The sequence below is a fragment of the Roseovarius sp. 10 genome (genome assembly GCF_033100315.1).
Taxonomy (GTDB): domain Bacteria; phylum Pseudomonadota; class Alphaproteobacteria; order Rhodobacterales; family Rhodobacteraceae; genus M30B80.
Genome location: NZ_JAWLVH010000003.1, coordinates 1 through 5,000 on the forward strand (window position 1 = coordinate 1; position 5,000 = coordinate 5,000).

Annotated in this window: 3 protein-coding genes, 1 tRNA gene and 2 rRNA genes (1 of these 6 running past the window's edge); 3 read left to right on the forward strand and 3 right to left on the reverse strand. The window is 56.0% G+C overall.

Annotated features, from left to right (window positions below):
- The 3 genes from RYZ18_RS10410 to RYZ18_RS10420 form a co-directional block, all read left to right on the forward strand.
- On the forward strand, positions 1–814 hold an 814-nt coding region (locus tag RYZ18_RS10410; RefSeq protein ID WP_317656712.1), incomplete at its 5' end, for a site-specific integrase.
- Positions 811–1,953: a tyrosine-type recombinase/integrase gene (locus RYZ18_RS10415; RefSeq protein WP_317656713.1), complete on the forward strand. Its 1,143-nt coding sequence runs from the start codon at positions 811–813 to the stop codon at positions 1,951–1,953. The genes RYZ18_RS10410 and RYZ18_RS10415, both read left to right, overlap by 4 nt.
- On the forward strand, positions 1,953–3,596 hold the full coding sequence (locus tag RYZ18_RS10420) for a recombinase family protein (protein ID WP_317657289.1): 1,644 nt from the start codon (positions 1,953–1,955) through the stop codon (positions 3,594–3,596). The genes RYZ18_RS10415 and RYZ18_RS10420 overlap by 1 nt, the downstream gene beginning before the upstream one ends.
- Here the strand turns inward: RYZ18_RS10420 and RYZ18_RS10425 are convergent.
- The 3 genes from RYZ18_RS10425 to RYZ18_RS10435 all read right to left on the reverse strand — a co-directional run.
- A tRNA-Met gene (locus RYZ18_RS10425) sits at positions 3,553–3,629 on the reverse strand. The genes RYZ18_RS10420 and RYZ18_RS10425 overlap by 44 nt on opposite strands.
- An 83-nt stretch (positions 3,630–3,712) precedes the next feature.
- Positions 3,713–3,827 (reverse strand): 5S ribosomal RNA (rrf, locus tag RYZ18_RS10430).
- A gap of 89 nt (positions 3,828–3,916) precedes the next feature.
- A 23S ribosomal RNA gene (locus RYZ18_RS10435) occupies positions 3,917–5,000 on the reverse strand; it runs 1,748 nt beyond the window's last position.

The following is a 5,000-nucleotide window of genomic DNA, read 5'->3' on the forward strand; positions in this document are numbered from 1 at the left end:
TATGCCTAAGCTGCGTCTCTCCCATGACGGGCTCTCCGAGAAGAATGCAGCCTCTATGCATCAGTTCGATGATCCAAAGGCCGTTCTGCGCTTCCTCACCTTACCCCAAGTGCTCTGGGACCGGGCCCTCTCCATGTCCAAGACGGTTGAGAACCGCAGTGTGCGCAAGGATGCGCATCTTTTGATACAGGCGGCCGTTGCCATCGAGATCTTACAGTTCGCGCCAATGCGGATCCGCAATCTTAACGCTCTGCGTCTTGACCAGCACTTTATCTGGCATGGGAAGTGCCTGCGCATTGTCGTGCCCATGGAAGAGGTGAAGAACAAGGTTGGGCTCGACTTCCTCTTGCCAGAGGCCACGACGGAGCGGGTAAAGCGTTATATCGATGACTGGCGCATGATGTTCACCCCTGGCGCAAGCCCCTATCTCTTCCCTGGCCGCAAGGGGGCTGCAAAAGACTGCTCAGCCTTGCGCAAGCTCATTACCAACACGCTCTGGTCCCATGCCGCGATCCGTCTGACCCCGCACCAGTTCCGCCATGCAGCGGCCAAGCTGCTCTTGGACCGTTTGCCTGGCCATTACGAGGTCGTCCGCAAGCTTCTGGGTCACAAGGCGCTTACCACCACCTATGCGCATTACGCAGGCGCTGAGACCCAAAAGGCGATCGAGCTTTACGGTGAGGTGATCACCAAGACACGGCGGGATGGCGTAGCCGAAGCCTTTCGCGCGCAAAAGCAAAACCCAAAGCGTCATGAGGATCTGTTCATGGATCCTTTGGCCTTGATGGGTAAGCCAAAGGGGAAGGCGTCATGAGTAAGATCGACCGCACCTCCCTGCCCTTCACTGACTGGCCCGATCAAGACCGCCGCCTTTGGCAGGCCGCCACAGAAGAGGGCCGCTACTTCCAGAAGGCGGGCAAAGCCTCTTCCTGGGCAGAGCCCACAAAGCGGCAGGTTCAAAAGGGCTATGCCAAATGGCTCTGGTATTTGCAGAGCAGCGGCCTGCTTGATCCTGCCGCCTTCCCCTCAGAGCGTATCTCAGAAGACCATCTGCGCGGGTATCTCGCTGAGCTAGACCGTCAGGGTCTGGCCAGTGTGACCATCACCTCGCGCATCACCGATCTGACGGAGGCCATCCGTGTGATGGAGCCAAAGGCTGATCTGGCCCTGCTCAGGGATCTCTGCGCCCGGCTCACTGCCCGCGCAGTACCCTCGCGCAAAAAGGCTGAGCGCATAAGGCCCCCCTCAGAGATCTGGGAGGCTGCCGCCGCAGAGATGTGGTCAATTAGGTCAGAAGGCACCCTTACCACCCAATCTGCCTCGCGCTATCGCGATGCGATGTCTGTGGGCTTCCTTATTTGGTCGCCCATCCGTCTCAGCAATCTGCAATCTCTCACCATGGGTGAGACCATCACCTTCGCAGACGACCTCTGGCGCTGCAGTTTTGCTGCGCATCAGATGAAGGACAAGACGCCCTTGGACTTCTATCTCCCGCAGGACGAAGAGTATCGCGCGCTCATGCAGCTCTATCTTCGCCGCTACAGGCAGCACCTCATCCGGCAGCCGGAGCTGCCCATTGATGCCCCCCTGCCATCAAGCGGCCCGCTTTGGGTCTCCACCCGTGGGCACGCCATGTCTGGCCAATCCCTCTATTATGGTTGCAAGCGCTGTACCAAAGCCACGCTCGGCGCGGCCATCAACCCGCATCTCTTCCGAGACTGCGCCGCAAGCGCGCTCACAGCCGACAAACCAGAATATGTGCTCGCCGCAGCGCGCATTCTCAATCACAACCAGCTCTCAACCACCCTCACTCATTACGAGCACGCCTCCATGATCCAGGCCGCCTCTCGTCTCCATGACGTCATCGGGCAGATCATTGATGAGGCTGGGGACGTCGATGGCGAGGGCGGCGATGTGTTTGAGGCGCTCTTCGATAAATGGGGGGATGAGTAATGCGCGTTGCTGTCTATGCCCGCTTCTCCACTGATATGCAGCGCGATACGTCCATAGAAGATCAGGAGCGACTTTGTTTACGACTGATCGAGGGCAGGGGATGGTCACATGTCAAAACATTCGCCGACCGCGGACTGTCAGGCGCTTCTCATACACGTCCCGGATATCAAGAGCTGCTTGGCTTTGTCAGAGACGGTGGTTGTGATGTCGTGGTGGCCGAAAGCATTGATCGTCTTAGTCGAGACCAAGAGCACATCGCTGGCTTCTATAAAGCGATGGCATTCCAAGGGGTGGTGATTTGCACTGTAGCTGAGGGGGTCATCAACGAACTGCACATTGGCCTAAAAGGCACAATGTCAGCCCTGTATCTTAAAGACCTCGCACAGAAGACAAAGCGTGGCCTAGAGGGGCGCGTTGCAAAAGGAAAAAGCGGCGGTGGTAACGCCTATGGGTATTCAGTCGTTCCGGGTGATGAGCGCGGCGACCGAATAATCAATGAAGGCGAAGCACGAATAGTTCGCCGGATTTTTGAAGAGTTTGCCAACGGCAAATCACCCAAGCAAATTGCGCGGGACCTAAATCGGGATCGGATACCTGCGCCGAGAACGCGGCTTTGGCGCGACAGCGCCATACGGGGCCATGTTCAGCGTGGAACTGGTATTCTCAACAACGAACTCTACGTGGGCCGGTTGGTTTGGAACCGGCAACGGTACATCAAGGACCCAGAGACGGGGAGGCGGGTCTCTCGCCGCAATGCCGAACACGAGATCCAAGTCACCGCCGTCCCACACTTGAGAATTATTGATGACGAGCTCTGGAGCCGCGTCAAGCAACGCCAAAAAGAGATTTGGCCCAACCACAAACGCGCACCGCAAAAGCAACCAGACTTTTGGCAAACGCGCCGTCCTGTTCACATCCTTTCTGATAAAACCCACTGTGCTCATTGTGGAGGGAAGATGATCTCAGTTGGACGCGACTATCTCGCCTGTAGCAACGCGAGGAAGTTGCAAACGTGCAGCCAGAGCAAGGGAATCCGCCGGCCAGCACTAACCAATAAAGTGGTCGAGCTGCTCAATCACGGATTAATGCGCCCAGAGGCCGTGAAGGCATTCGTCAACGCTTATCAACGGGAGTTCAACGAATTACAAAAACATCGTTTTGCTGCCACCAATGCCCTTAGAGACGATCTTGCCGCAGCCAATAAGAAGTTGGATGGTCTTTACGATGCAGTGGCTGATGGAATACGCAGCGAAGGCATAATGGCTCGGATTGGCGAACTTGAAGCACGCGTGAAGCAGCTCAGGGCCGCCCAAGATCAGCAAGTGGAGGCATCGCCTGTTCTGATGCATCCGAACCTCGCGGAAGCGTATCAACGTAAACTCGGTCAACTCACCAGTATGCTGAACGACCCCGCATTTGCGTCTGAAGCGATTCCTCTAATACGCGAATTGATCGACCGAGTTGATCTGCGCCACACTCCTCAGGGATGGGAAGTCGTGCTGCACGGTCAGTTGGCAGCTTTGTTCAATGTCGCTCTATCAGACAAAAAACAGGCTCACCCTGTTACGGATGAGCCTTGTTTTATTGGTTCGACAAAAGTGGTTGCGGGGGTAGGATTTGAACCTACGACCTTCAGGTTATGAGCCTGACGAGCTACCGGGCTGCTCCACCCCGCGCCAATATACAGGCCCCAAGGCTGAAAGTTCAGGCAATTTGGGGCTGCATCGTTAGAGAGATCGGTGTTCGTGTTTCTTACTAGGTTTGGCGGTGACCTACTCTCCCACGTCTTAAGACGCAGTACCATTGGCGCAGTGGCACTTAACGGCCGGGTTCGGAATGGAGCCGGGTGTTTTGCTCACGCTATGACCACCAAACCGAGAAAGAAACACAAAACATCCAAGTCAGCACACCTGAGTGTGATGCTTTCATCAATCCTAGAGGCCAAACCTGGCTTCTACTGGATCAAATCAAGCCTATCGGGCAATTAGTACCAGTCAACTGAACGCATTGCTGCGCTTACATCTCTGGCCTATCGACGTGGTGGTCTTCCACGGCCCTCAGGGATACCTTGTTTTGAGGGGGGCTTCCCGCTTAGATGCCTTCAGCGGTTATCCTGTCCGATCATAGCTACCCTGCACTGCTGCTGGCGCAACAACAGGTCCACCAGTGGATCGTTCACCCCGGTCCTCTCGTACTAGGGGCAACTCCTCTCAAGTATCCTACACCCACGGCAGATAGGGACCGAACTGTCTCACGACGTTCTAAACCCAGCTCACGTACCTCTTTAAATGGCGAACAGCCATACCCTTGGGACCTGCTCCAGCCCCAGGATGAGATGAGCCGACATCGAGGTGCCAAACGATGCCGTCGATATGGACTCTTGGGCATCATCAGCCTGTTATCCCCGGCGTACCTTTTATCCGTTGAGCGATGGCCCTCCCACTTGGGACCACCGGATCACTATGACCGTCTTTCGACTCTGCTCGACTTGTCAGTCTTGCAGTCAGGCTGGCTTCTGCCATTGCACTCAACGAGCGATTTCCGACCGCTCTGAGCCAACCATCGCGCGCCTCCGTTACTCTTTAGGAGGCGACCGCCCCAGTCAAACTACCCACCACAGAGGGTCCCGGACCCGGATAACGGGCCGCGGTTAGACATCAAGCAAAGCAAGGGTGGTATCTCAAGGATGACTCCACAGGAACTGGCGTCCCTGCTTCAAAGTCTACCACCTATCCTGCACATGCTTGGCCTGATGCCAATCTGAAGTTGTAGTAAAGGTGCACGGGGTCTTTCCGTCTAACCGCGGGAAGCCTGCATCTTGACAGGCAATTCAATTTCGCTGAGTCGATGTTGGAGACAGCGGGGAAGTCGTTACGCCATTCGTGCAGGTCGGAACTTACCCGACAAGGAATTTCGCTACCTTAGGACCGTTATAGTTACGGCCGCCGTTTACCTGGGCTTCAATTCGGAGCTTGCACCCCTCCTTTTAACCTTCAGGCACCGGGCAGGCGTCAGACCCTATACGTCGTCTTGCGACTTCGCAGAGC

What these genes read in the sequence shown, in the direction of transcription:
- RYZ18_RS10420 (WP_317657289.1), top strand. Translation starts at nt 1,953, where the DNA reads ATGCGCGTTGCTGTCTATGCCCGCTTCTCCACTGATATGCAGCGCGAT.
- RYZ18_RS10415 (WP_317656713.1), top strand. Translation starts at nt 811, where the DNA reads ATGAGTAAGATCGACCGCACCTCCCTGCCCTTCACTGACTGGCCCGAT.